The 23,350-nt window shown below is 41.4% G+C and carries 20 protein-coding genes and 1 pseudogene; 16 read left to right on the forward strand and 5 right to left on the reverse strand.

The window, feature by feature from the left end; all coding sequences use genetic code 11:
- Positions 1-337: 337 nt before the first annotated feature.
- Positions 338-805 carry a hypothetical protein gene (locus tag FC26_RS09820; RefSeq protein ID WP_057780109.1) on the forward strand — a complete coding sequence of 156 codons (468 nt, stop codon included), beginning with the start codon at positions 338-340 and terminating at the stop codon, positions 803-805.
- Between the two features lie 223 nt (positions 806-1,028).
- On the opposite strand, the gene FC26_RS09825 is transcribed toward FC26_RS09820, so the two are convergent.
- Together FC26_RS09825 and FC26_RS09830 are read right to left on the reverse strand one after the other, a co-directional pair.
- The gene (locus FC26_RS09825) at positions 1,029-1,694 is read right to left on the reverse strand and encodes a YczE/YyaS/YitT family protein (RefSeq protein ID WP_157061173.1); all 666 of its coding nucleotides are present in this window, start codon (positions 1,692-1,694) and stop codon (positions 1,029-1,031) included.
- A gap of 90 nt (positions 1,695-1,784) precedes the next feature.
- Positions 1,785-2,693 (reverse strand): YitT family protein, encoded by a 909-nt coding sequence (locus tag FC26_RS09830; RefSeq protein ID WP_057780110.1) that lies wholly within the window; start codon positions 2,691-2,693, stop codon positions 1,785-1,787.
- A 177-nt stretch (positions 2,694-2,870) separates the two neighbouring features.
- Here FC26_RS09830 and FC26_RS09835 point away from each other — a divergent pair, with 177 nt between their 5' ends.
- From FC26_RS09835 to FC26_RS09845, 3 genes are all read left to right on the forward strand, one after another.
- Positions 2,871-3,776 carry a diacylglycerol/lipid kinase family protein gene (locus FC26_RS09835; RefSeq protein WP_057780112.1) on the forward strand — a complete coding sequence of 302 codons (906 nt, stop codon included), beginning with the start codon at positions 2,871-2,873 and terminating at the stop codon, positions 3,774-3,776.
- Between the two features lie 176 nt (positions 3,777-3,952).
- The gene (locus tag FC26_RS09840; RefSeq protein WP_157061175.1) at positions 3,953-4,615 is read left to right on the forward strand and encodes a hypothetical protein; all 663 of its coding nucleotides are present in this window, start codon (positions 3,953-3,955) and stop codon (positions 4,613-4,615) included.
- Between the two features lie 105 nt (positions 4,616-4,720).
- On the forward strand, positions 4,721-4,912 hold the full coding sequence (locus tag FC26_RS09845; protein ID WP_057780115.1) for a hypothetical protein: 192 nt from the start codon (positions 4,721-4,723) through the stop codon (positions 4,910-4,912).
- Positions 4,913-4,953: 41 nt separating this feature from the next.
- Here FC26_RS09845 and FC26_RS09850 read toward each other — a convergent pair.
- Positions 4,954-6,326 (reverse strand): annotated as a pseudogene (locus FC26_RS09850) (amino acid permease).
- A 170-nt stretch (positions 6,327-6,496) separates the two neighbouring features.
- Between FC26_RS09850 and mmuM the strand changes: the two are divergent.
- Positions 6,497-7,402 carry a homocysteine S-methyltransferase gene (gene mmuM / locus FC26_RS09855; RefSeq protein ID WP_420835228.1) on the forward strand — a complete coding sequence of 302 codons (906 nt, stop codon included), beginning with the start codon at positions 6,497-6,499 and terminating at the stop codon, positions 7,400-7,402.
- 307 nt (positions 7,403-7,709) lie between these two features.
- Here the strand turns inward: mmuM and FC26_RS09860 are convergent, their stop codons facing one another.
- Positions 7,710-9,257: a bifunctional diguanylate cyclase/phosphodiesterase gene (locus FC26_RS09860; protein WP_057780120.1), complete on the reverse strand. Its 1,548-nt coding sequence runs from the start codon at positions 9,255-9,257 to the stop codon at positions 7,710-7,712.
- 871 nt (positions 9,258-10,128) lie between these two features.
- On the opposite strand from FC26_RS09860, the gene FC26_RS09865 reads away from it, so the two are divergent.
- The 6 genes from FC26_RS09865 to FC26_RS09885 all read left to right on the forward strand — a co-directional run bounded on the left by FC26_RS09865 (position 10,129) and on the right by FC26_RS09885 (position 17,951).
- Positions 10,129-10,554 carry a hypothetical protein gene (locus FC26_RS09865; protein ID WP_057780121.1) on the forward strand — a complete coding sequence of 142 codons (426 nt, stop codon included), beginning with the start codon at positions 10,129-10,131 and terminating at the stop codon, positions 10,552-10,554.
- Between the two features lie 205 nt (positions 10,555-10,759).
- Positions 10,760-10,909 carry a hypothetical protein gene (locus FC26_RS12785; protein WP_157061177.1) on the forward strand — a complete coding sequence of 50 codons (150 nt, stop codon included), beginning with the start codon at positions 10,760-10,762 and terminating at the stop codon, positions 10,907-10,909.
- 338 nt (positions 10,910-11,247) lie between these two features.
- Positions 11,248-14,115 (forward strand): type I restriction endonuclease subunit R, encoded by a 2,868-nt coding sequence (locus tag FC26_RS09870; RefSeq protein ID WP_057780123.1) that lies wholly within the window; start codon positions 11,248-11,250, stop codon positions 14,113-14,115.
- Positions 14,116-14,126: 11 nt separating this feature from the next.
- Positions 14,127-15,719 carry a type I restriction-modification system subunit M gene (locus FC26_RS09875; RefSeq protein ID WP_057780126.1) on the forward strand — a complete coding sequence of 531 codons (1,593 nt, stop codon included), beginning with the start codon at positions 14,127-14,129 and terminating at the stop codon, positions 15,717-15,719.
- On the forward strand, positions 15,716-16,894 hold the full coding sequence (locus tag FC26_RS09880) for a restriction endonuclease subunit S (RefSeq protein ID WP_057780128.1): 1,179 nt from the start codon (positions 15,716-15,718) through the stop codon (positions 16,892-16,894). Before FC26_RS09875 ends, FC26_RS09880 begins: the two co-directional genes overlap by 4 nt.
- 139 nt (positions 16,895-17,033) lie before the next feature.
- Entirely contained in the window at positions 17,034-17,951 is a 918-nt protein-coding gene (locus FC26_RS09885; RefSeq protein ID WP_057780131.1) for a site-specific integrase, read from the forward strand.
- Positions 17,952-17,966: 15 nt separating this feature from the next.
- Here FC26_RS09885 and FC26_RS09890 read toward each other — a convergent pair whose 3' ends face one another.
- Positions 17,967-18,545: a restriction endonuclease subunit S gene (locus FC26_RS09890; RefSeq protein ID WP_057780133.1), complete on the reverse strand. Its 579-nt coding sequence runs from the start codon at positions 18,543-18,545 to the stop codon at positions 17,967-17,969.
- Between the two features lie 118 nt (positions 18,546-18,663).
- Between FC26_RS09890 and FC26_RS09895 the strand changes: the two genes are divergently transcribed.
- From FC26_RS09895 to FC26_RS09915, 5 genes are all read left to right on the forward strand, one after another.
- The gene (locus FC26_RS09895) at positions 18,664-19,098 is read left to right on the forward strand and encodes a restriction endonuclease subunit S (protein ID WP_057780136.1); all 435 of its coding nucleotides are present in this window, start codon (positions 18,664-18,666) and stop codon (positions 19,096-19,098) included.
- An 88-nt stretch (positions 19,099-19,186) separates the two neighbouring features.
- Complete coding sequence (locus FC26_RS09900) at positions 19,187-20,089, forward strand: restriction endonuclease (RefSeq protein ID WP_057780137.1); 903 nt, start codon at positions 19,187-19,189, stop codon at positions 20,087-20,089.
- 382 nt (positions 20,090-20,471) lie between these two features.
- Entirely contained in the window at positions 20,472-21,539 is a 1,068-nt protein-coding gene (locus FC26_RS09905) for a PfkB family carbohydrate kinase (protein ID WP_057780139.1), read from the forward strand.
- Positions 21,540-21,689: 150 nt separating this feature from the next.
- The gene (locus FC26_RS09910) at positions 21,690-22,640 is read left to right on the forward strand and encodes a carbohydrate kinase family protein (RefSeq protein ID WP_057780141.1); all 951 of its coding nucleotides are present in this window, start codon (positions 21,690-21,692) and stop codon (positions 22,638-22,640) included.
- Positions 22,641-22,652: 12 nt separating this feature from the next.
- Positions 22,653-23,345 carry a phosphoribosylanthranilate isomerase gene (locus FC26_RS09915; protein WP_057780143.1) on the forward strand — a complete coding sequence of 231 codons (693 nt, stop codon included), beginning with the start codon at positions 22,653-22,655 and terminating at the stop codon, positions 23,343-23,345.
- Positions 23,346-23,350: the final 5 nt, after the last annotated feature.

The raw sequence follows: 23,350 nt of genomic DNA on the forward strand, positions 1-23,350 counted from the left end.
GATATCAATGAATTAAGCGCCAATTACTATGGGATAAAAGATTAAGGGCATAATTTATTATAGTAAAAGGCATAAACTATTCTAAAAATTTATCACTCGATTAATATGAACGCAAAAAAATGCAAAAAAAGATGTTTTTTTTAGTGATAATTGTGCTTTAATATTAAAAGATAAATAGGACAACTGCTCACTTCTCTTTTTGAAGACGACCCGCACCCAGGACCGAATGGCCGCTAGGGACGGGTCGTTTTATTTTACGACAAATTTCACTGGTTCTGGCCGCAAACGTAAGTAGTGTCTAACACTTGATAATTGTAAAAAGTAGAGGTAAAAGACGATGATGATGAATTCATTTTTTGGTCCCGCGGGGAGACTGTTTGATTCTGATGCAGTACAGTTAGATCGCAATCGGGGAATCGTTGAACGACAATTAAAGCAACTAAGAACTTTATCGTTGGATGAAGTTTTACAAGTTTTGGCAAATGTATATGTCTTGGGAATGTCGAATGGGGTTAAATACGAGCGCCAGCATTTTGAAGCGCGATGCGATCACGTTAAGCAACATTTGATGGAGAGTCTGAATGATGCGGATAGTGTCGAGTTTATGGTGATGGATCAAGCAATTTGTATACCGCTGATGGCGGCCAACGGGGTGGAAGATGTTTATGACCTCGATGACGCGCCACAGATCGAAATTGAAAAAGAAGATCTGTTTCAAATTTACGTTAACGGATGGACACTCGGAAGCCAGACGTTCATTTTCCAAATGAAGAAAAATGAACTAGCCGTCTTTGATGACGCTTGACTCTACCGGACCGCCAATAAAATTGCGCGGCAGCACGCTTGCGCTTTATCCTACGATGACTACCGTGAGGATACGGTGCAACAAACTTATGGAGAACAATTACTGGCAACGCTCAACGAAAGCTTGAGTCGCTACTAGACTAAAAACGGCCTGCAAATTTCGAGTTAGGAAATTTGTGGGTCGTTTTTTGAGTGTTATGGGCGTTAATTGCCCGGGAAATAAGTTAGTTGGTTCGAAAATCGACGTGATGTTTGAGACTCGGAAAAACATGGGTGTCCGACCAGTTCATCATCGCGCCCTGGGCCGTTAACGCTAAAATGGTCCCGAACCCCACAGCAGTGAGGTGCTTAGTGAAAATAACGGCGAGAATCGTAATGACGACCGGTAGCGAGTAGCTAACCCATTGCCCTAAGATTGCGGAACCGTGCATGAATTTAAATCGTAAAATGTAGGAAAGGTCATCATTGGGATGCAAAATAAGGTTGCAACGTTGGTAAATGGAAACGGCCGCCGAAATTAGCATGATCCCAAAGATGTCGAGGACGATGCGCCAGAATAAATTGAGGTTGGGAACGCCAACCCAGTTCCAAAAGACGGTAATAAATTGAACAAGGTAGCTGAACGGAACGGTATAAAGCAGGTTTGAGATGAGACGTCGTCCGTCAAAGTGACCAATGAAAAATTGGTTGGCGATGGTGACGACAACCCCGTACACGAATAAGGTGGTTCCCAGTGAGATATGAATCCAGTCTGCGAGGTTCACAGACGAGGCGGTCCAAACGGCGCTACCCAGGTTAGTGGAAATGGTGAGCGCGTTCCCAGTGGAGTTAATGATGATGGAAAAGATTAAGAACCAAAAGCGCTGTTTGAAGTCTTTCATATGTGTCACGGCAGGGACTCTCCTTCTGATATATTACTTTTGATCTCATCATAGCACGTAGCTAATCAGTTTGTTTAGTTAAACTTTCGTTTGGCCCGATTATGATCGATGATTAAGTTTGAGTTTATCGAAAAAGCCCCGGCGATGTTTTTCAAAGGTGAATCCCTCACCGAGGGTTTCTTGGGTTTCGCTAATGGTAATGAAGGCTTGTGGATCCAAATCTTTAATGAGTTGCCGCACCGTATTAACTTCTGAGGGATCCACTACGGTGTAGACCACATGTTGTGGGTGCTTCGTGTAACCGCCCTCGGCGTGAAACAGGGAGGTGCCACGATCGAGTTGGAGCATAATGGCGTCCGAAATTTCAGAGGCATGGTTGGAGAAGATAAAAAAGGCGCGGGCGCTGTACGCCCCTTGCTGCGTGAAATTAATCATTTGAGCGAAAACAAATGAAGCGATCACGGTGTACATCATATGAACGAGGTCTAAATAAACCAGTGAAATCACGAGTACGCTGACATCGAGAACAAACATGGTCCGTCCCATGGGGACGCTGGCTTTACGCTCCAGAACTTGGGCGATGATGTCAGTCCCGCCAGTGGTTCCGCCAAAGCGCATGATGAGGCCTAGACCAACACCGCCAAATAAGCCCGCCAGGAGGGCAGAAATAAGAAGGTCGTGGTGCAGTGAAAGGGTCATCGGAACTTTTTGCCAAATCCAAAGCCACGCTGAGAGACTAAGCGTTCCGAAAAGGGTATAAATGAGGGCGCGGCGGCCCATCATTCGAAACCCGAAGAAAAGAAGCGGAATGTTCAATAAAATAGTTGTATAAGCTGGATTTAGGCCAAAAAGAGCTCGGAGGATTAGTGTAATCCCGGTCACCCCGCCTTCCGCCAGTGAATTAGGAATATTAATATTAACTAAGGACCACGCATAGATTGCGGCTCCTAATATAAACATAAGTAAATCGGTCACCCGAATTCGTTGATTCGTCATTTTTCCGTACATGATGATTACGCCCCCTATCACGGCTATTATATCAAATTCGATCATGGGTGAATATTGCAGCCTGTAACGTTTATTAAAGTTTTGTAATGGTATTAACTATTTACTAAGCGTATACTACAAATAAATTATAAGTAAAATAAGTTAAATGTATGCCATAAAATCTTGAGGGGGAGCTATATGGGACATGTACAACAGTACGGAATCTATTACAACCCCAGTGCGGGGCACGGGCTGGCCGAAAAAAACGTCAAAATTGTACAAGAACAATTAAGTGAACATGATATTCAGCCGATTTTAATGACAGCGCTCTCGACGGAAGCGGCAATTACGCTTGTTGCCAACCGGCTTTCTGGATTAGATGCGTTGATTGTCGTTGGTGGTGATGGCACACTAAACGTTGCCGTAACGGCGATGATTCGTCGTAAGCTCACCGTTCCATTGGGCTTGATTCCATGTGGTCGGGTGAATAATTTTGCGAAACGCTGGCGAATCCCAACGGACGTGCACGAGGCCCTACAAATCATATTTGATCGTCATTTTCACCGGGTGGGGATTGGAAATTGTGATGATCAACGGGCGATTGTGAGCTACTTGGATTTTGGCAATTTAGCGGATTTAGCTGGGGATGTGCGGGAACAGCAACAGCATCATGATCGTTGGGGCAAACGACTCACCTATTTTTTAACTGCGTTGCGACGAGCAGGACGGCATAAGTCCCGCCTAGTGAGTTATCAAATGGATGCCAAGCAGCCGGAGACGTATAAAACATGGTTTGCCCTGTTGTCGACGACGGCGCCGAATGACTCGAGAGATAATCCGCTACGCTTTCATCTCAGTATCTTGAAGGACATTCATCGGCGACAGGTCATTCCCTACATCTATTTTGCGTGGAGTGGGCATATGCACCAGTCAGACGCCATTACGAGCCTAACGCCCCGAAAGTTGACGTTGCAGGCGATGGCGGATGAAAAAGTGGTGACCCGAATTGATGGCGACACGGGGCCCTATTTACCAGCCGAAATCACGTATTGTCCCAACGTTTTACCAGTTTTTATGCAACATTTGGTGACGCCGGAACCGTAACTTGTGGGGACAAGCACCTTTAAAATCTGTTGTTTTACCGGGGATTCAGGCCTAGTTTGATAGCGGATGATAATCATAAGAATTTTTTATCCCAAATGTTAACTTTTACTTTAAGCAGGTCGTGTGGTGAGTGATGAAGAGTAGCGAAAATAAGCATTGCACATTGGGGAGTGATCATGATGAATATATTTTTTGGACCAGTAGGCCGACAGTTTGATCGGCATGAATTAAGAATTAGTCGCAACGAAGCGGTACTGGATCGATACTTGGAGGCGCTAGGAAATAGTTCAGTTGATACGATCCTCAACCAGTTGGCGCAAATCTACGTTGCCGGCATGCATGCTGGCATTCAGGCGGGGTTCATTGGTCATCACGTGCGGTGGATTTCGGGAAATATTAAGGGCAAGGTGATTAAGCTAGAATCAGCGGCCACGGTTTGTGATCAGGAGTTGTCGACCCTACTGGTGGCCGCCCTCAACGAAGCCGATAGCGTGGAGTTTTTAACGATGGACGAGCTCATTGAAACGCAACTTTGCGAAGCCAATCACCTAGTTGATAGTGACGACTTAGAGTTATTACCGGCGATCACGGTGGATGAGGAGCTTTTCTTTGCTGTTTTCTTAGGTGGCTGGCAGTTTGGGTACCAGAATTATTTGTACGAGCTATGGCAACGGCAGCGACCAGACTACGACGATGGCCGTCGTTATCGGAATGCGGAAAAGATGGCTCAACAAATTGCGACAACGATGCAACTCGCGGATTTTGGCTGTCCGAATACGAAGCAATATATATTGGATCAAACAATTAAGGACATTAATGATTTTAATGAGTTATATTAAATCTACGTTTCGTTTGCAAGCAAAATTGTAATATTACAGTTCTTAAAATCACTTGATCGTTCGAACAAAGGTTCGTATAATTATTGGCTGAAGGGGTGCTGATAAATGGAATACGAATATTTTAATCGCGAAGGCGAAATGCTAAAGCATGAGACATTAGCGGAGGCGCTACAAGATAAAGACCTGTACCGAGTTGATGCCACAAACTCAGTTGGCACTCATGAGTATTTGAATACCGGTGCGGGGTGGAAGGACGCCCGGGATTTGAACGGCTGGAGCTACGCCCAAGATATCTAAAAAACGTCATTTGAAGATGTAAACCTTCAAATGACGTTTTTTTAGTGGCGTTTAAAAAATTTTTTACGATAATAGACACCGTAACACACTGCGATAAAGGGCACCATATAAAGCAGCGCAACGCGTTGGTTCGGATCGAAAATGATCAGCACGAGAGTAAACTCAAGATGAAGGCGGCCCAGGGGATGACTGGATACCATGGTGTTTTAAACTTTAACTCGCTATCTTGATGGCCGGCCCGCCGAAAGGCTTGGCGAAAATTAATTTCTGAGAGGGCAATCGCCATCCAGACGATCACGACGGCGAGACCTGAAATGGAAACTAAAACAAGATACACCGTTGAAGCGGCGACCACGCTGGATACCAGCGCAAGAATCCCGCCAATCATGCTGACGCATAGTGCGAGCATCGGGACCCCGCGACTTGTCGTGTGCGCGAAGCGGGGCGAAATCATTTTTTCGTGGGCGAGGGACCATAACATGCGAGTCGAGGCGTAGAGACCAGAGTTGGCGGCCGATAAAATCGCCGTAAGGACGACGAAGTTCATCAGATCGCCCGCAAATGGGAGACCAATTTGATTAAAGACTAGGACAAAGGGACTTTGACTGACGCCGGCCTGTTTATAAGGGATCAACGCGGCCATGACGGTGATGCTACCAATGAAGAAAATAACGAGTCGTAGCAGGGTGGTGTGGATCGCTTTGGGGATGTTTTTCTCCGGATCTTTGGTTTCACCGGCCGTTACGCCAATTAGTTCAGTGCCAGAAAAGGCGAAGTTAACCGTGAGCATGGTGGTGAACACGGCTTTGAAACCGTTAGGGAAAAGACCATGCGCGTACAAATTATGAAACCACGGTGCGTGGGCCTGATGACCAAAGTGGATCAGCCCCACAATTGCACCGAGTCCCAGCAGAATAAAGATCACAATCGCCACGACTTTAATGCTGGAAAATCAAAATTCGGTTTCGGCAAAGAATCGCACCGACAGGGCGTTGGAGACAAAGATGACGATCATGAAGAGCGCGCTCCAAATCCAGGTCGGCGAGTCGGGAAACTATTTTTGCATGATCAGACCGGCGGCAGTAAATTCGGAGCCGAGGGCGACGGTCCATGTAAGCCAGTATAAAATGGCGACGGTGAATCCCGTGCCGGGGCCGATGTAGCGATCGGCATAAACGTGAAAGGCCCCCGTTTCAGGCATGACAACGGATAGTTCTCCCAAACACAGCATAACGAGATAGACGACGACCGCGCCAATTGCGTAGGCCATGATGGTGCCAATGGGACCGGCTTGCTGGATGGTGTAGCCGGAACTCAGAAAGAGCCCGGTACCGATGACCCCGCCCAATGAAATCATGAGCAGGTGCCGGGCCTCCATTTTGCGTACAAGTTTATCGTGAAGCTGTTTAGCCATGGCAAATCCTCCTATGTAGGTGTATTGTATTTCGATAATAAGTAAATTAAAATATGATGAAAACACCAATAGATATTATGCTAGCATAATTAAGAGTGATTTGGCGAATAAATTTTAACCGATTTAAGATTGGGCGAAGGGATTGAAAGATTATTAACGGATTAGAACACTTGTTAAAAAACCAGCGTGTGGTAGTTAGCGATGGGGCAATGGCGACGGAGCTGGAAAAGATGGGGGTCCAAACGGACAATGAACTCTGGTCCGCAATGGCGCTAATTACAAATCCAGATGCCATTCGGGCAGTTCATGAGGGCTATTTCATGGCTGGCGCGACGATTGCGACGACCAATACCTACCAAGCAAACCTGCCGGCATTGGCGGATTTTGATGTAGATCAGGAGGCTGGTCTGCAATTGATTCACGATGCAGTAAAACTTGCTGATCAGGCGCGTGCTGGTGATGACCGCCTGTTGATTGCAGGCAGCGTGGGGCCTTACGGGGCATACTTAGCCGATGGCAGTGAATATACTGGCGATTATCACCTATCAAAAGCGGATTATCAGGCCTTCCACTTACCACGGATTCAAGCCTTAGTGGCCGCGGGAGTCGATTGCTTAGCATTGGAGACGATGCCTAATTTTGCTGAAGTTCAGGCGTTACTGGCATTATTACAGCGCGACTTTCCAACAGTTCGGGTTTGGGTTTCGTTCAGTGTTGGGGACACGCCGGCTAATTTGTGTGACGGCACCCCGTTGCGGGAAGCGGCCCAGTACTGTGATGCCCAAGAAAATGTACTGGCCGTCGGCGTTAACTGCACGAAGATGGAAAATATATTGCCGGCGATTAATGAGATTCATGGCGTGACTGACAAAGCAATCATCGTGTATCCGAACAATGGTGATCGGTATGACCCAACCACCAAGACGTGGGAAAAGGTGACTGATGCGCCCCAGTTCAGCGAGTTAGTGCCCCAATGGTTAGCCGCGGGGGCCCGAATTATCGGAGGCTGTTGTCGAACGACACCAGATGACATCGCAACGATTAAAGCAAGTGTTGATCAGTATTTAGCGGGGTAAATGTTTCACGTGGAACAAGATAAGCCGAATGATTTACCATTTATTGGGTTCCCCACTATAATGAAAATAAGCCTATTTAATAGGCTCCTGGGCTTCAGGTAATTCCCAGCTGCATTTGAAGTCCAGCCTCCTTTACGAAACTTCAGTAACGCGGATCGGCGTTGCTGAAGTTTTTTGCGTAAAAAAACAATTGCCCATGAAGCAGACAATTGTCTTAAATTTGAATGCGTCACGATTAGATCATTCGTGGCATCACGGGGCGACTGAAGTAGTAACCTTGTGCGTACCGAATTTTCAGATCACAAATTTACTGAAAATCCTCATGGCTGCTAACACCGTGGAGAATCAGATCCTTGCCCGCGGCATCCGTCAACTCTTGCAGATGTGCAATGAGGGCTTGATGTTGAGCGGGTAAGCGGTGAAGATCGAGCTTAATGCCATCGATGTAGGGAAGCAGTGCCGTTAGCGCGGCGTCATCATTGATGATGTCATCATTATCAATGAAGATAAGAATTCCAGCTTGATGGTAAAGCTCACTAGCTGTTGTGACTTGTTCAAGGCTGGGGATGTTGACTAGTTCAATGCCAAAGGCTTGGCTAAGATGGTGAGTTCGCACAAATTTAATCAGGTGATCCATCTCGTAGAGGTTCGCAAATTGTTGTGCAGTTAGATTGATCGCCAGCGATTTACCCGGCATGTCGTGAGTAAATCTGGAAATCATTGAGAGCTGAACGGTCATGCCGGTTTCAGAAATATCAGGTAAAAGCCAGTGCCCGTGATCGAACGTGCGCATCAGTATTTCCTGGGCCATGAGCCGGTCGTGTTCAATATCCATGACGGGCTGCGCGAAGAAGGTACTGGTCACAACAGTCGTGGACAGTTGGTTAACGTCCAACGTTTCGCCATTCACCGTGATGCAGTCGCGACCGTGCTGCTTAGAAATGTAGAGACTGTCGTCGGCCCGACTATACAGATCGTTCATTACGATATCGTCAGGCTGGAGCTCGGTGACACCGAAGGATGCAGTGATCTTAATGGGTGCTTGATCGTAATGGTAGTTGGCGGTGCGCAAGGCGTCCAAGCAATTTTTGGCAATCGGAATAGCCGCTGCGAGCGTTGTGCCGGGCAAAATGATCACAAATTCTTCGCCCCCAGTACGGTAAAAGGTAAACGGCCGTTGGCTGTGCTGGAGTGTGTGAGTGAGCGTTGTGGCACTTTTGGTGAGGGCGCCATTGCCCGCGAGATGGCTAAAACGATCGTTAATGCTCTTGAAATTGTCGAGATCTAGCTCGATAAACGTCAGTGGCTGGTGGGCGTCCTGAAATTTAGCGAAGAGGGCCGGCGTCTCATTCAGATAACTGGTATTGCTTTTGGCCCGTGTCAGGGCATCATAGTTCACTTCGTGGGTCAGCTGCTCTTGTTCCAGCCGTTGGCGATGGGTGAAATTACTGTAAGCCCAAGAATAGAGGCCCATCATAATGATGGCAAACATCAGCGGCATCGTGAGCCCGGTACTGACTCCTTGAATGACCCGACCAACGAGCAGGATCGGCAATGAGCGGGCCAGTTCGGAAGTAAGGATGCCTAAAACAAATAGGAGCCCAGCCAATGTCAGTAATGACCGAAGGCTGAAGCGGCGCTGCGCAAAAGCGGTGGTAGTCATTGTGATTGCAACGACTAATAGGTAGATCGTGGTGACCCACTGCACGTTATTTAAGCTTTCGTGGAACTGCGTCATCAGCGTTGGAAACGTGACGTTCATTGATGTTTCGACGAGCACCCCACAAAAGGCGAGGCCAGCCGTGCCAATGATTGAGTACTTCGTTTTTGAACTGACCTTTGATACATTTTCCATAAAAAAACCTCCAATTCTAATCGAAGCACCGCGTACCCAAAAAGGGGTATGCTACGCTTTCACTAGAATTGGAGTCATCGAAATGAGACGCACCTGAGATATCTTCTGTTGGAAATCAAATCGTTATTGCCAGCATCATGCCGATGCTTCGGTTTAAGAATAGTCTCATTATACCGGATTGTGGGGCGAAATGGCAGCCGTTCTTTTGGATCGGTGCGTTAGTTGAAAGTAAATCTTACTAATATTGATAGACTTTGGTTTGGGATGATCGAAGTAGGGTGTTAGTAAATTCAGCTTTTCTTTATAGACAACTAAGGAATTGAACAGCTTGGGTGAGAGCTGGTGTGGTCACGGCAAGTGAGTGGCGGACCTCGATCGCTTTCGAAACTGATATACAAGTTACCGAAACAGGTTAAAATGAAGAACGCGTTTTCAAAAAACACGGCATCGATGATGTCTATGAAAATAAGTTAAGAAAGCACTAATTACGTGCTTACATACCTTATTTACATAGAGAAAGCGGTTCCGAAAAATCATAATAGTATGTGTTCGTTTTCATAGACTTGTGAAATAAATAATGAATGCGATTAACTTTAACTTTTTATCCGCAAGAAACGTTGATAATACAGGGATAATCAACAAAATAAGAACTGCACAAAATAAAAAAGTTTTAAAAACTAGTATACAAGTCCAAAGTGAGGTGCTATAGTAGGTAACCGTTGAGAGCGAATGATTATCAAACACAAGCCATGCGGGCGATTGCTTCAATCCTAGGGCAAGCAATTGAAACATCAGCGACACACAAATAGTTATTCGCGAAAGCCATTATTGATAAATTAAAAATTGTGATTGGATATAGAGGAGAATTAAAATGAAGAGTTTAAAGAAGATCGTATTAAATGCATTTGTTGTTACTGTTGCTTTCGCAGGTTTTGTAGGTTTGACTGGTACCGCCCATGCAGCTTCATTTAGTGATGCCGCAGCTTCAATTCAGACTGAAACTGCTAAGGGCGTTACTGCTCAAGCTAGCCAGTCACACGTTACTTTGAACCAAATTGCTAAGAATGTGGCTAACGCCCAAATCGCCAACGCTCGCGTTGCAACTGCTCAAGTTAAGGGCGGTCACAGCAGTGCATTGAACAACTTTGCGAAGACTTATGCTTCATTCGTTACTGCTAACGCCCGTGTTGCAACGGCCCAAGCATCAACTAAGAGCGCTACAAACTGGAGCAACTTTGCTAACAACTATGCCGATGCAATCAGTGCATCAGCTCGTGCCGCAGAAGCTAACGCTTAATCAGTAATTTTTACCAAACCCCTAATAACCCCCTAAAATAAAACCCCAGCTAAACAATTAAAACCAACGATTTAATGGAATAGCTAATGTATGGAGCAACCACAGCCTGTGGTTGTTTTTTTCTGTTTATGGATAAATTGAGTGTGGCTACGTCTCTTTGCGCATTTAATTCATAGCCAAGTTTAAAAAATTATGGCAATAAAAAATGACCCAGCAACAAGTTGCTGATATTATAGGCAATTACGCGCAGAGTCAGATTGCAAAGGCTGAAGCGGTTGATCTACCACTAACATTGACACGGTGGTCAGAGTTGTTTCGAGCCATTGGAAAACAAGTTACGGTTCAAATTGGATGATACTATTTGAGTGGTAGTAACTTGAGGAAATTTTAAAGTTTGATGAAGGGTAATTCTATTTCTGGAATTACTCTTTTTATGTAACGTAAATTAAAAAACTAATTTGGCGTTTCTAAAAATTGAATTTTTGGCTATTCCGCTACGGTATTTGGATGAATTCAAATTTATTGAAATAAAAGTATGATTTAGTCAGAAAATTACTATTTAGTTTTGATGATGGCTAAATTTGGCTCTTGTATTTTAAATAGATGTAATTAATGATACATTTATACTAATAAACAGGATTACGCTTAAATCAAGCGTAATTAGATATTGGTAATGACTTGGGAGCTATCATTATGGGAAATGAACATGAAAGTGAAGCGCAACTTGAAAATCATTTAATTCGGCGGTTGAGTGCAATTGGATATCAAACGATAACTATTAAAGATGAAAATTCTTTAGTTACTCATTTTCGAGATATTTTGAATCAAAGGAACGCTAATAATTTAAACGGGGTCCCTTTAACGGATGCTGAATTTGAACGTGTTGAAAATGAACTAATCGGATCAAGATCAATCTATGAAATTGCGCAATTATTACGTGGTTCAGACATTCAACCATATGGAAAAATTGAAATTCAACGTGATGATAATACGCAGTTGTTTCTCAATTTTTTTGATGGACGTAACTGGGAAAACAACATATTTGAGGTAACACACCAAATTACAATTCCATCTAAGTATCAAAACCGCTACGATGTAACGATTTTGATTAACGGGATGCCGATTGTACAAATTGAATTGAAACGGCGAGGCGTGGATTATACGGAAGCCTTTCATCAAATTATTCGGTATCGCAATGAATCATTTCGTAATTTATTTCGACTTGTTCAGCTATTTGTCGTTTCAAACGGTGAGGAAACACGGTATTTTGCTAATGGGGATGGCAACTTAAACGCCAATTTTATGTTCTATTGGACGGATAGTGAAAATCATTGGTTGAATGATATCGATGCATTTGCTGCCTCTTTTTTTGATCGGCAACGACTACACAGCTTAATAGCTGACTATACAATTTTTGATCGAAGTAACGAACGGATGCTAATTATGCGACCGTATCAAATTTATGCGACTGAGGCAATCTTAAAACAGGCTACTGAACATCCTGATCGAAATGGGTATATTTGGCATACTACGGGTTCAGGAAAAACGATCACGTCCTTCAAAGCTAGTCAGTTACTTTCACGACTGAAAACTACCGATCAGATCATTTTTTTAATTGATCGAGCTGATTTGGATTTACAAACGGCGAAAAATTTTAATTCCTATCTACCTACAACAGTAAGTAATGAACCAGCGCTTGATCGTACCGATAATACTGCGAGTCTAGTTAAACAGTTACAATCTAGTGATAATCCGCTAATCATTACTACAATTCAGAAACTAAATAATGCTGTTAAAGAAGATAGTCGATATAAAAATATCTTGGAACCCTTTCACGACAAACATGTGATTTTTATTGAAGATGAAGCACACCGGACGCAGTTTGGCGATATGCGAAAAAATATTAATAAATGGTTTAAAAATGCCGAACATTTTGGGTTTACTGGCACACCAATTTTTGCCGAAAATGTGGGGATTGATGGTCGCACGACTGAAACATTGTATGACGAAGAACTGCACCATTACTTAATTAAAGACGCTATCCGTGATCATAATGTGTTGGGTTTTTCCATCCAGTATATTGGCACCATCAAAGGAAAAAACATTACAGACGATGAGCAGGTACCTGGGATTGATACCAAAGAAGCATTTGAAAATGATGAACGATTAAAAATGATCGTTCAACACATTATGCTAAATCATAATCAGTTGACGGCTAATCGTCAGTACAATGCTATTTTTACTGTCTCTAGCACGGAAATGGCATTGAAGTACTACCACATGTTTAAGCAACTAGATATTAATCACCAACTGAATGTAACGACAATTTTTACTTGGAAGGCGAATGAAGACGATGCCGAAGAAAAGCAAGATAGGAATGAAAAGTCCGCACGCCATGGATTAGATGACGTTATTTCTGACTATAATCAAAAATTTGATACTGATTTTGATACAGAGCACTTTGCTGATTATTTTGCCGATGTTTCTAAGCGAATGAAGGAACACAATGCTAAAACACCGGAAAATAATATTGATGTATTAATTGTCGTTAATATGTTTTTGACGGGCTTTGACTCACCTCGGCTGTCGACGCTCTACATTGATAAAAAATTGAAGTATCAAAATTTAATTCAAGCATTTTCTCGAACCAACCGAATCGAAAAGAAGACAAAGCCGTTTGGTAATATTGTTAGTTATAGAAATTTAAAAAAAGCGACGGACGATGCCGTTAAACTGTTTTCTGCTGGATCACAAGAAGATTTTTTTGTTCCTTCCTATGATGAGCTTGCCGGACAATTCGCGGATGCAATCTCTGCTTTAAAAAAGACGGTGCCAACACCGGCTGCAGTGGATGGTTTATTTAATGCTGGGACAGATCAGTTAACGAAGTTTGTCTTGGATTTTCGTGAAATTATGCGTGTCTTCAGCAAAATTCGTGTTTATGATGAATTTGAATTCAATAAGTTTCCGGGATTACCAGAAAAAGAAATGGAAGCATATCGCAGTAAGTATTTTGATGCTTACCGAGAAATTAAAAAACCAGCCCGTACATCCCCAGACGTATCAATTTTAGATGATATTGATTTTGAGATAGAGTTGTTAGAAACTGACAGAATCGATGTTCAATATATTGTGAATCTCATTAAAACGATTAATCTGGATAGCAGTCGAAATCGAAAGGCAGACTCTAATAAAATTCGACGATTACTGCAAAATGCTGACAGCGAAGAGCTTAAGTCAAAGGCTGATTTGCTGGAAGCGTTCCTAGATGAAGTGGTTCCCCATTTAGATAAACAGTCAGATGTTGGGGATGAACTTAATCAGTACTTAGATCGGCGTCGACGAGAAGAGGTCTACCAATTTTCGGAGGAAAATAAAGTTCCAGTTTCTGTACTAAACGATCAACTTAGCAACTATATGTTTTATGGTCATACAAATTCCGAAGATTTGACCAAAGCGTTGAACGAAGCTGGGTATTCATTTAAACAAAAAATTTCGTTGAAGAAAAAATTAAAAACATTTGTACTAAGTACAATTAATCGATTTACTATATCGCAATAGGAGCTTTTTAGATGACTGAAACAGAGACACAATCGCAACAACAAGGCGAATTACAGAAAAAACTATGGGCAATTGCTAACGATCTGCGTGGTAACATGGACGCTAGTGAATTTAGAAACTATATTCTTGGACTAATCTTTTTCCGATTTCTATCAGATCGAGTTCTTAACTATGTGAATGAATTACTAGAAAATGATGACGAGACCTTCGAAGAAATCTATGCTGATCCTGATGCACAAAGTGAGCTTAGGGATGACGTGACTAAAACTCTAGGTTTCTTCATTGAACCAGATAAGTTGTTTAGTCATTTAATCGAACTTATCCAAGCCGGTAATTTTGATACTGAAAAGTTGCAGACAGCGATTAATTCAGTACAAAATTCAACAATTGGTGAGTCTTCGGAAGCTGATTTTAAGGGGCTTTTTGAGGATATGGATTTATCTTCAACCCGGTTAGGAAATAGTGTTGCTAAGCGGAGTGAATTAATTGCTAAAGTAATGTTGAATCTGAATGATATTCCGTTTTCTAATAAGGAAATGGAAATTGATGTTTTAGGGGATGCATATGAATATCTGATCGGGCAATTTGCTGCATCAGCTGGTAAAAAGGCAGGAGAATTCTATACTCCCCAACAGGTATCTAAATTATTGTCTCGTTTGGTGACACTCGACCGCGATGAAGTGCAAAAGGTTTATGATCCAGCAATGGGGTCAGGTTCCTTGTTACTCCGGGTGGGTGACTACACTAAAGTGGCAGAGTACTATGGTCAGGAATTAAATAGAACAACGTATAACCTTGCACGGATGAATATGCTGATGCATGGTGTTTCGTATGATCGGTTTGATATGAGACAGGGTGATACACTAGAAGAAGATTTCTTTGATAGTGCCCAGTTTGACGCTGTAGTTGCTAATCCACCATATTCTGCAAACTGGAATCCAGATGGTAAGTTGGATGATGAGCGCTTCAGAAAGTACGGTAAGACGGCACCAAAATCGAAAGCTGATTTCGCATTCGTGCAACATATGCTTTATCATTTGAAGGCGGATGGAACGATGGCTGTGGTATTACCCCATGGTGTCTTGTTCCGCGGTGCAGCAGAAGGTAAAATTCGGCAATATATGATTGAACATGATAACGTTCTCGATGCTGTGATTGGATTACCGGCCAATCTATTTTATGGAACCTCTATCCCAACCGTGGTTTTAGTTTTCAAAAAGAGTCGCCCTAATTCAGATATTTTCTTTATCGATGCATCCAGTGACTTTGAAAAGGGCAAGAATCAAAATAATCTGACAGATGCCCATTTAGATCGAATTGTGGCCACATATCAAAAGCGCGAGGATGTCGAAAAGTACGCCCATAAGGCAGAAAAAGCTGAAATTGAGGAAAATGAATACAATCTCAATATTCCGCGATACGTTGATACTTTTGAGGAAGAGCCACCAGTAGATATTGATAAATTGAGTCATGATATGCAGGAGACTGATGTACAAATCGCCCAATTAGAGTCTGAAATTGGTAATATGTTAGACGAATTGGTGGGGACAACGCCTGACGCTCAAGCACAGCTTACGCAGTTGAAGGAGTTGTTTCGTAAATGAGTGAGAAAAATGTGCCTAATGTACGATTTGAGGGATTTTCGGAATCTTGGGAACAGCGTAAGTTAAGTAACCTGTTTAAAGTTCAGTCTCGTCAAGTTAAACTTGAAGATTCTGAGAGTTATCAGCTTGTAACTGTAAAACGTAGAAATGGTGGTATTGTTTCACGTGGAATGTTTTTAGGGCAACAAATTCTTGTTAAGTCACAATATAGAGTATTAAGTGGAGATTTTTTGATTTCAAAAAGACAAGTTGTTCATGGTGCAACCGGAATTGTTCCAAAAAAGCTTGATGGTGCAGTTGTTTCAAACGAATATCTTGTACTACGTGGTAATAATCTTTTAAACACTGATTTTTTTCGAATTGTAAGTGAACGTCCAGAAATGTATAAATTATATTTTCTAAGTTCGTATGGAATAGATATTGAAAAATTAGTTTTCAACGTAAAAACATGGATGAAAAAAAGTATCCTATTGCCGAATACTATTGAGCAATCTAAAATTGAAACTCTTGTTTGTAAAATTGATTTTCTTATCGCTTCCAATCAACATAAGCTGGACCAGCTTAAAGAAGTAAAAAAACTACTGATGCAGAAAATTTTCGACCAGGAGTGGCGTTTTGAAGGATTTACTGACCCCTGGGAACAGCGACAGTTGGGGAAGATAGTTGATGAAAGGAAAGAAAGGTCTAGTCAGGGTGAGTTATTATCTGTCACGATGCATGATGGAATAAAAAAATCTTCAACACTAGGTAAAAAAGACAATTCCAGTGATAACAAATCGAATTATAAAGTAGTATGTCAGGGTGATATTGCATATAATTCTATGCGAATGTGGCAAGGGGCAAGTGGACTTTCTATGTTTAATGGAATTGTTAGCCCAGCATATACAGTATTAAAGATTGGTACATCCATTGATGGATCTTTTTTAAGCTATTTGTTCAAAAGATCAGAAATGATCTGGATGTTTAGAACACACTCTCAAGGTTTAACTTCAGATACGTGGAATTTAAAATACCCGGCACTTTCAAAAATTAAAATTGAATATCCGATACTTAACGAACAAATTAGAATTTCAACATTTTTAAAAAATTTTGATCAACTTATCGCTTCCAATCAACAAAAGCTCGATCAACTAAAAGAATTGAAGAAATGGTTCATGCAAAATATGTTTGTGTGATATTTTTGAACTGTCCGATGGGGTACGCTGTTGTTAACTGACAGTTAATTTCATCAACATCTGGTAATAATACGAATATCTTTGTATCAATTAATTAGGTAATCCTCGATTGCCTAATTTTTTAATGGAGGTGTCGAATATGACACAGGATGTTAAGTTACACCAGTACTTTTACCAGTGGATGCAATTATATAAGCTGGATGCGGTAAGGCCTGTTACTTATCGTAAATACGAAATGACCCATCGCCAGCTAGTTAAGCTGGCACCGGATCTCTACATGCGTGAGTTATCACGTCTCACGTACCAGCAGTTGCTTAACGATTACGCTTCGAACCATGAACGGCAGACTGTCATGGACTTTCATCGGCATGTTAAAAGTGCATTGATTGACGCGCTGGAAGAGGACTTAATTGATCGAGACCCAACCAGAAAGGCGATAATCAAAGGTGTTCAACAACGGAAGCATAAGACTAAGTTTTTGAATCAGCACGAAACACAGGCCTTACTGAATATATTAGTGCTGGATGAGGGTGTTAATTGGGATTATTTCATTTTATTAATTGCGAAAACTGGGCTACGTTTTGCGGAAGCACTAGCATTGACGCCGAAGGATTTTGACTTTGCCCATCAATACCTGAATGTCAGTAAGACATGGGATTACAAGTCTGCAGCACCAGAATTTGCACCAACTAAAAACAAATCATCGGTACGGAAAGTGCAGTTAGACTGGCAAACAGTGATTCAATTTTCACAATTAACCAAAGGATTACCAGAAGATAAGCCGATATTTGTGAATACTAAAGTCTATAACGATACGGTAAATCATTATTTGGAGCGGTTATGCAAAAAAGCTGATATACCGGTGATTTCGGTGCATGGATTACGGCACACGCATGCGTCATTGCTGTTGTATGCAGGGGTAAGCATTGCATCAGTTGCACGCCGATTGGGTCATTCAAATATGACTACCACGCAGCAAACATACTTGCATGTGATACAAGAACTTGAAAATCAAGACAATGATAAAGTGATGAAACACTTGGCAAGTCTAATATAATAAATTACTTATAAGTCACGGTGGATGCGTCCATAGTGGCTTATTTTGGTTACGTTGATTGGAAGCGATATTTAAATCAATATAGTTCAGTAATTTACCAATTTTTTCTTGTTCCTTTTTAGTTGGTAAACTAATTTGATAGTTTCCATACTCCTGTGAATTGATTCCTGGTTGACCGGATCGTTGAGATGTAACTGCTATAAAATTTTTAAAATTTCGAGTTAAAGTAGATTGAAAAAAGAAGTTAGTATCAAATTTAGGTTTCACATGACCTCGAATAAGAAAACCTGCAAAGTAGACACATCCATCTTTTACACCATACATATACGTTTTACCAACACTAGCCCCCGTTCTTGCAAATAAAACATCTCCTTTGTCTAACAGGTACCTTTCGTTCAAGTCAAAATTGATATCTGGAGATGTAAGGTTATTCGTTTTAAATGTATGAAATTCATCATCAATATCTGTTATTCGTATATATTTATGAGTTCCGTCATACTTATTAGCTGCAGCATTTAACCCATACTCAAACTTTTCTACAATATCACTGTACTTACGCTGTTCCCAAACGTAATGGTGACTTTCCTCGTTAATTTAGGCTAATTTTTGAGGGTATCCTTGGGAACAGCGTAAGTTCAAAAAACTATATAGAAAAAATACTGAAAAGAATGAATATCAATTTACAAGTGACAAAACCATTTCAATTGCAACGATGGCATATAAGACTGAGGGAAATGGTGCATCTGACAAATCGGTTCCGGGCTATAAAGTTTTGCGCGTCGGAGACATTGCATTTGAAGGCCATAAAAGCAAGGAATTTTCGTTTGGACGATTTGTTTTGAACGATATCGGAGATGGAATAATGTCTCCAAGGTTTACGGCTTTACGCCCATTGAAAAACACGAATATTCAGTTTTGGAAGTATTATATCCACTATGAACCGATAATGAAAAAAGTGCTTGTTCGATCAACAAAACTTGGAACTATGATGAATGAGTTGGTATTAGATGATTTATTTAAGCAAAATTTGTTAGTACCCAGTAATCTTGAACAAGAAAAAATTGGAGCTTTACTAAAAAAAATTGATTTGATTATCGCTTCCAATCAACGTAACCAAAAAGTAGTAAAAATATACAACTCATCTTGATCCTTCACAACTATAAGTAAAACATAATATATATTGACATCAGCATGAACAAATTAGATTATTAGGGTAAGTAGAATGGAGACAGATTATGACTAACTTTCAAGATTTATCAAAAATTGATCAAGAGAATTTTTTAATGAGTAAAATCATCAAAGCATTGCGTAAACTGGGTGGCAAGTCATTCACTAAAGAACTATCTGATGAGGTTGTGGATGCTACTGAGGAGATTCCTGAAGAATATGCAAAATTATTAATTACTAGCAAAAAAGGAAATGAATACCATCCGTTTGCATATACGTTTAATTTTGCGGTGAAATACCTGCTTTTGGCTGGTTTTTTAAAAAGACCAATTCGGGGTACAGTCGAATTAACAGAAAAAGGTCGTACTTGCTTATTAGACGAGTTTGATCCTGATGAACAAGTGCGAAAATTTGCGGATCCGCACTGGCGCAGACCTAGAAAACGAGAGCTAACTGATCCAAAGAGTGGTGTTGATGGGGCAGATTCTGACGATGAAGATAATCAGGTGAATAATTGGAAAGATCAACTAGCAATTGCTTTATCGAATTTTACGCCCGCTAAATTTGAATTATTTGCACGAGCTTTAGTTAAAAATATGGGCGTTACATTGGATGAAAGCATCGGTGTGTCGTTGACTGGTGACGGAGGACTTGATGGCTTCGGCTATCTCACAACCGACGATTTCCGCACTGCTAGGGTCGCGATACAGGCAAAACGTTGGCAGGGACTTGTATCATCTCCAGAAATTGATAAATTTCGTGGTGCGATGGACAAATACAATGCCGAGTACGGTGTTTTTATCACGACTTCTGATTTTACCCGAGATGCGATTAAAGCTTCACGAGTGGGAACACGGGTAATTACGCTTATTAATGGCGATAAAATTGCCGATTTGGTGGCGAAATATCAGATTTACACCCATCCAGTTACAACGTATGTTCTGGAGGATTATTATAACAACGAACAATAAAAATTTAGGTAAATATATGTAAGAATTCTATAATGAATGCACTACGTGTCTTAACGAACTATAAGGGATGTTATACAAACGGCAAAAGGCACATCGAGTTTAAACAGTATAGGCGGAACTGCCTCACGTGACCAAATTAATAAAATAGTTGCAAAAGATGATGGTCATCATTTTTCATACCAGGATGTGTTCGAACCAATTGTTTCACGGACGGGTAGCAAGTATATTCCATTCAATTTTGATTTTAACTTTGGAGTGAAGGAGTTGGCCTTAACTGGGTATATCAAATTCAAAATATTACACTAACGGAAAGAAGAGTAATTTAATATAGTATAGTAATCAGTGTCATTTCGATAATTATGATTTTGATGGAGGTGTAGTCATGGTCACAGATCGTGAAAAAGAAATTTTGCATTGGATCAAGCAAAATCCGATGATTTCGCAAAAAGAGCTTGCAGATTTAGCAGGAATTACACGTTCAGGAGTTTCAGCGCACCTGTCTAATTTGACTAAAAAAGGACTAATTAGTGGTAAAGGGTATGTGTTTCCTCCTAAAAAGTACGTGACAGTAATTGGTGGTGTCAACATTGACATATATGGAACTTCTGATCAACGAATTGTAGGGAAAAGTTCTAATACTGGCAAGGTGCATTACTCATTGGGGGGTGTAGGGCGTAATGTAGCCGAAAATTTAGCTCGGTTGGACGTAGAAACGTACTTTATGACAGTGTTTGGTAATGATCAAAGTGGTGAAAGCTTTAAAGAAAATGCCATTAATAATAATATTAACATTATGTATTCCAAACAAATGAAAGATGAACAGACGTCCACGTACCTGTATGTCAATCAGCCTGATGGTGAGCGAGTTGTTGGAGTGGATGATATGGAAATCAATCAATATATCACGCCGGAATTTGTGCAAAGAAGATTACCGGTCATCAACGCAAGTGAGTTGTTGGTGATTGATTCTAACATTCCACGCAAGACGATTGAATGGTTGTATGAGCATGTGGAGGTGCCGATATTTGCTAAAGCAGTATCCATCAACAAAGCGCCTAACTTAATGACTTCTCACGTTAATTTAGATACGTTGGTAATAAATGCTGTTGAAGCCTCATTGATCACCAAGATCGAAGTGACAGATGAATCTTCAGCTAAAGAATGTGTGCGACGATTAAAAGAATATGAAATTCCTCGAATTTGTCTGTATATTGATTCATTTGGGATAGTTTACGCGGATGAAAATCAATTGAAAGTATCACAATATGGTGATCAAGAAGCTGTAAATACGAATGGAGCGGGGGCAGCGATTGTTTCAGCGCTCGCATGGGGGCGAGTCCAAAAAATATCCTTCATGCAGAGTGTTATGATTGCTACCCAAGCTTCGGAGATAACTGCGCAATCTGCCGCATCGACGAGTGAAGAAATTAGTCAAATTAGTAACCTATAGCTCCAGGGAGAACAGGTACTGACCAAATTTTGGTCAGTATTTTTTTGTTGAAAAAATCACAAATACAATTGATAGCGCTTTCAAAACGTAGTATTTTAAAACTAATCAAATGCTTATATATCTAAGCAAATACTTAGAGAGGTGAAAACGATGTCTGAAACTAAGCAAAAGGTGAACGATTATGTGGTTGTAATTGGTGGCATGAATATGGATATTTTTGGAATGCCAGACAACAAGGTGATTGATCGAGACTCCAACATTGGTGAAATTGGATTGACAGTTGGAGGGGTTGGACAGAATATTGCACAAAATTTAGCTCATTTAAGGGTGCCTACATACTTGATTACGGTATATGGGGATGATGTTCACGGCACGATCATGAAGGCTGAATGCGAAAAAAATGGTATTTTATTGGACTACGCTGAAGAACTGAAAGGACAACGTTCATCCAGCTATATGTACATCACTGATGAAATTGGCGACATGCTACTAGGCGTTAATGATATGAAAATTTGTGATAAAATCACGCCTGATTTTCTAGCTAATAAATTGGAGTTCATCAATCAAGCCAGTATTTGCTTGATTGATGCCAATATTTCCGAAGATTCAATCAGTTGGTTAGCTGATCATGTGACTGTTCCTATTTTTGCAGATACGGTCTCAGTTACTAAAGCACCACATTTAAAAGCTGCTCTGGGTAAAATTGATACCTTAAAACCGAATGCACTTGAAGCAGGATTGTTGACTGGTATGCAGATTAGAAATATTTCGGATGCTAAACGTGCTGCAATAGAGCTTCTCGATACTGGTTTAAAAAATGTGTATATCTCAATGGGATCTGAGGGTATCTTGTGTGCTAATGCAGAAGAGATGATTCATGTGCATACCTTGCCAACTGATGTTATTAATGCCAATGGTGCTGGTGATTGCAGTATGGCAACTATTACTTGGTGTCGATATATGCAGGAATTCAGCATTCGACGAATTGGGCTCGCAACACAGGCGGCTGCTAGCATTGCCCTTGAGAGTGAAAAATCAGTACCGGATATTACGCCGGAACTCATCAGTAAAAAATTGGAACATTTACAAATTACAAATTAGGAGGAAAAAGTAATGATCAAACAGTTGTATTCAATCATTCGTTTAGAAGAGGCAATTCAAACCATGGAAGCCGGTGCTGACAATATTGGACTAGTACCAATGCAAAAAGGAGGTGTACCAGCGCACAGGGTACCATTGTATCGGGTCGATCAGATTTTCGATGAATGTAAAAAACGTAATGTTAATTTGGTGGCAATTATGTTGACCAATGATCCCGAAGAAATGCTTGATCTGGCCAGAAGAATTCAACCAAACATTTTACACATCGCCGGTGATGAATATGCAGCGGATGAAGAATTTGCGCGTCGCTTAAAGGAAGTGGCACCGCATACAGCATTAATGCAGGCAGTATTGGTTGATAATCACTCTGCTGTTGAACGGGCTAAGAAATTTGATCCGTTTGTTGACTACATTCTGCTTGATTCTGGTCTAGCACCTGACACTGGTATTGGAGCGAGCGGACTTACCCATGACTGGAGCATTGATGCTGAGATTGTTAGGTCGGTCAAGGCTCGTGTGATTGAAGCAGGTGGTATGGGCCCAGATAACGTTGCTGAAGCGATTCGCCAAATTCGCCCGTATGGGGTAGATTCGTTAACTAAGACCAGCTTCAAATATGATGGTGGTGATATGGAAAAGAATATTCCGGCGGTAAAGGCATTCTGTGAGAATGCTGATAAAGCTGCACGGGAATTAGGCCTTTAGGAAGT

Origin of the sequence: Paucilactobacillus vaccinostercus DSM 20634 (genome assembly GCF_001436295.1) — a bacterium.
GTDB classification, from domain to species: domain Bacteria; phylum Bacillota; class Bacilli; order Lactobacillales; family Lactobacillaceae; genus Paucilactobacillus; species Paucilactobacillus vaccinostercus.